The organism is Sedimentibacter sp. (assembly GCF_033447055.1).
Lineage (GTDB): Bacteria > Bacillota > Clostridia > Tissierellales > Sedimentibacteraceae > Sedimentibacter.
Genome location: NZ_JAWQJF010000162.1, coordinates 1 through 3,618 on the forward strand (window position 1 = coordinate 1; position 3,618 = coordinate 3,618).

Genomic DNA, 3,618 nt, shown 5'->3' on the forward strand with positions numbered 1-3,618 from the left:
ATCTAAACTATTAAATTTCAATCCACCAATATCAATCATATCACTCACCCACCTAATATATTTAATTACTTGAAAAGTTGATGTCCTACCAGAAAAATAGCAACTTTATCAACTAATGGCATTACAACATCCATTAGATAAAAACCTTTAAATTAATGAAAATATAACTAACAATAAGCTATTTAAATTGCCAATTTTATTACACTATTTATTATTATAACATAACTTTCACAATTTTCTACAAATAATATATTCAATAAAAAAAGCCGACCTTCATAGTATCAACTCTAATAAATTCGGAAATAAAATAACTCACTATACAAAAAACAGCACCCTTTTTCAAGGGTGTCGTTGACATATAATTGAACATTATTTATACTGTTTCTAAGCATATCTAATCTTATCTCTAATCATGTATGTTTAGAAATTTATCATAGAAAGTTATTCTACAGAGATCCTTTCATACACTCTTTTTTACATTATTATTTATTTAAAAATCCTATTCCTAAAACACCCGGTCCTGTATGAGTTCCTATTACAGAACCTATTTCTTGTTCAATAATATTTTTTATTTTGTATTTTTCCTCAATTGTATCTCTTAAAATCTTTAACTGATCCTCGTTTCGTGCATGGAACAAAAGAACAGTTTTATCAGACAAGTTATAATTGTTTTTTTCTATCCATTCATCAAACCAGTTTATTGTTTTATTTTTTCCTCTGATTTTTTCTATAACATTTATTTTTCCATCTTTTATTTCAATGACCGGCTTAATATTTAATATGGATCCAACAACAGCTTGACCCTTTGACAATCGTCCACCCTTTTCCAGATATTTTAACGTGTCAAGTCCTGCCACAGCCACTATGTTTTCTTTTGCTTTATCCAATTCAGCAACTATTTTATCAATCGTATTATTTTGATTAACTAATTCTATTGCTTCTAATATAAGCGCAAATGTTCCGAGACAAACACTTCTTGAATCTATAATTCGAATGTTGTCGCTGCCAATCATGTCCTTGGCAATGCGGGCAGAATCATATGTCCCGCTGAATTCAGAAGCTAAAAATATCCCAAGAACCTGATCTCCTTCTAACAGTATTTCACTGAAAGCTTCCACAAAAGCTCCCGGAGATACCTGAGATGTTGTTGGCAGTTTTTCTGATTTTGCAAGCTTTTCAAAAAACTCAGCCGAACTTAATTCAATTTTGTCCAAAAAAGATTCATTTTCAAAATTAACTGTCAAAGGAACCACTTTTAAATTATATTTTTCAATTATTTCATTTGTCACATCAGACGTACTGTCTATTACTATTCGTATACTCATAATAACCCCTTTTTGTTTTTATATCAAATTTCTTGACTTTGAAAGTATTTATATAAAATTATACCGTCATACAGTATAATTTAGAACTTGTATTTATGATTAAAAAATACGTCAATATTTGAAAGTACCTTTATTAACAGATTCTCTTCATTGCTGTCCAGTTGCTGTAATGCGCTTATTACAAGATCCTTGTGAAAATCCTCATGCATCTTAAATGCATCTGTTCCCTTTTCAGTCAATTTTATTTTAACAACTCTCCTGTCCTCAACAGAACGGCGCCTTTCAACGTAACCTTTTTTTATAAGGTTGTCTACTGCAGTTGTAAGCGTACCTGATGTAACTTTTAAATCCTTAGCAGTATCAGACATAGTGCGTTCTTTGTCAACTCCAATATTATCTATTACATGTATTTCGGAAATCGATAAATCAGAAAAATCACCTACTCTAAGGCATTTTTCTTCAATATCTAAAATATTTGCAAAAAGTCTTACAAGTATTTCATTAACAGTATCATGATTGCTCATCAGACCACCTCAATTTATTTTGACAATCAAATTATATTTATTATATTAACATTTGTCAAGCATTATTATTTTAAAAAGTACTACTCCCATATATTACAAACAAAATAATCTTTTGAAATTCTCATTAGTTTTTTCAGCCACCATATCAACTGAAATGTTTTTAATGTTAGCGATTTCTGCTGCAACATATTTTACATAATTAGGCTCATTTCTTTTGCCTCTAAATGGTTCCGGGGTCAAATAAGGAGAATCTGTTTCTATGAGAAGTTTATCTAATGGAATTTCCTTTGCCACAAGCTTAGCAGTTTTCGCCTTTTTAAAAGTTACCGGCCCTCCAAGTGAAATATAAAATCCTAATTTAATAAATTCTCTTGCCATTTCCACGCTACTTGAATAACAATGAAGTATTCCCCTTGTGCCATCATAGTGTTCTTCTTTCATTATTTTAAAAACATCTTCATGAGCATCTCTGTCATGTACGATATACGGCAAATCAAGTTCTTTAGCAAGCCTAATCTGTTCTCTGAACCATTTACTCTGGACAATTCTATCTGAATTGTCATAGAAATAATCAAGACCTATTTCACCTATAGCAATAACTTTTTTACTTTTTGCTAACTCTCTGAATATATTCATTGTTTCATCATTCATATACTTGGAATCATGTGGATGACACCCTACTGCCGCATAAATGATAGAATATTTTTCAGCTAGTGAAACCGCTGCTTTAGAAGTGTTTAAATCAGCTCCCGGATTTAAAATCATTTCAATACCATTGCCACTTAATTCATTAATCAGTTTTTCTCTGTCTTCATTGAATCTTTCATCATCAAGATGAGCGTGACTGTCTATAAATTTACTTTTCACTCTTCTTATCCTTCTTTTTAACATTCCTGTATTCTTTTACTATTTCTTTAAACGTTTCTAATTGGATATCATCTTTATTAAAAGTTAATTCTGCAAAAGTTTGCTTTAACGAAACTGTATATAATATTTTAACTTTAACTTTATTTTTACTGTTAGGTTTCAAATAATTTAATCCTTTAATTTCATCCCATCTGATGAGATAATTTTTTTTATGAATTCCCAAATTTGAAATTCTTGTTTTTCTCATCATAGGCAAATATAATACCAACAAAAAAATTGACATAATTATCAAGATGACAACATTTTCATTTGTATAACTTTTAGTATTTATCATACCTATTATGCCGAATCCCGCAAATAAAATAAGAACAACAACTACTAAACTGCTTAATAAATGAGATGTCTTATCGTCTTCATTTAAACTAAGTAGTATTTTCATGTTTTCCTTTTTATATTTCAAATCATTTTTAAAACTTACAAATACAAAAAAACCTACAATTGTAATCATTAAAGTATACATTATTGTCGTAAAATCCATAGTGTTATTCCCTTCTGTTTTTTCAATTATTTTTATAATTCAGTTTAGCATAATATATGTTACAATTCAAGAAATAAGCAATAAAATTGCAATAAAAACAACATTTCACATACCTATTATTAAGTTAACCTTAGATGAAAATTCAGCCCATTCCTTTTTTTTATCATACAAGTACATTCTTCCCAACTTTGTTATTTTATAATATTTTCTGATTCTGTTAGTTTCCATCTTATATGAAATTGATTTAACCAGTTCCTCTTTTTCAAGGTTGTGCAAAATTGGATACAACGTACCTTCCTTCAGAACGAAAGTGCCATAAGATTTGGCTTCTAGTTCCTTAATAATTTCATACCCATACTTATCA

General features: G+C 29.2%; 5 protein-coding genes. All 5 read right to left on the reverse strand.

All coding sequences use genetic code 11. The features are described from left to right. Window positions 1-482: 482 nt before the first annotated feature. Window positions 483-1,325: a DegV family protein gene (locus tag SA378_RS11095; RefSeq protein ID WP_318526044.1), complete on the reverse strand. Its 843-nt coding sequence runs from the start codon at window positions 1,323-1,325 to the stop codon at window positions 483-485. 80 nt (window positions 1,326-1,405) lie between these two features. Further along, the gene (locus SA378_RS11100; RefSeq protein WP_318526045.1) at window positions 1,406-1,849 is read right to left on the reverse strand and encodes a MarR family winged helix-turn-helix transcriptional regulator; all 444 of its coding nucleotides are present in this window, start codon (window positions 1,847-1,849) and stop codon (window positions 1,406-1,408) included. Between the two features lie 93 nt (window positions 1,850-1,942). Next, a complete protein-coding gene (locus SA378_RS11105) occupies window positions 1,943-2,716 on the reverse strand; it encodes a TatD family hydrolase (protein ID WP_318526046.1) in 774 nt (257 codons plus the stop codon). Beyond that, a complete protein-coding gene (locus SA378_RS11110) occupies window positions 2,706-3,254 on the reverse strand; it encodes a hypothetical protein (RefSeq protein ID WP_318526047.1) in 549 nt (182 codons plus the stop codon). Before SA378_RS11110 ends, SA378_RS11105 begins: the two co-directional genes overlap by 11 nt. 105 nt (window positions 3,255-3,359) lie before the next feature. After that, the coding region (locus SA378_RS11115) for a PadR family transcriptional regulator (RefSeq protein ID WP_318526048.1) at window positions 3,360-3,618 on the reverse strand (259 nt) is incomplete at its 5' end.

Bases quoted from the DNA above. Each gene is read 5' to 3' on its own strand.
- SA378_RS11095 (WP_318526044.1), bottom strand. From the start codon at position 1,325: ATGAGTATACGAATAGTAATAGACAGTACGTCTGATGTGACAAATGAA.
- SA378_RS11110 (WP_318526047.1), bottom strand. From the start codon at position 3,254: ATGGATTTTACGACAATAATGTATACTTTAATGATTACAATTGTAGGT.
- SA378_RS11100 (WP_318526045.1), bottom strand. From the start codon at position 1,849: ATGAGCAATCATGATACTGTTAATGAAATACTTGTAAGACTTTTTGCA.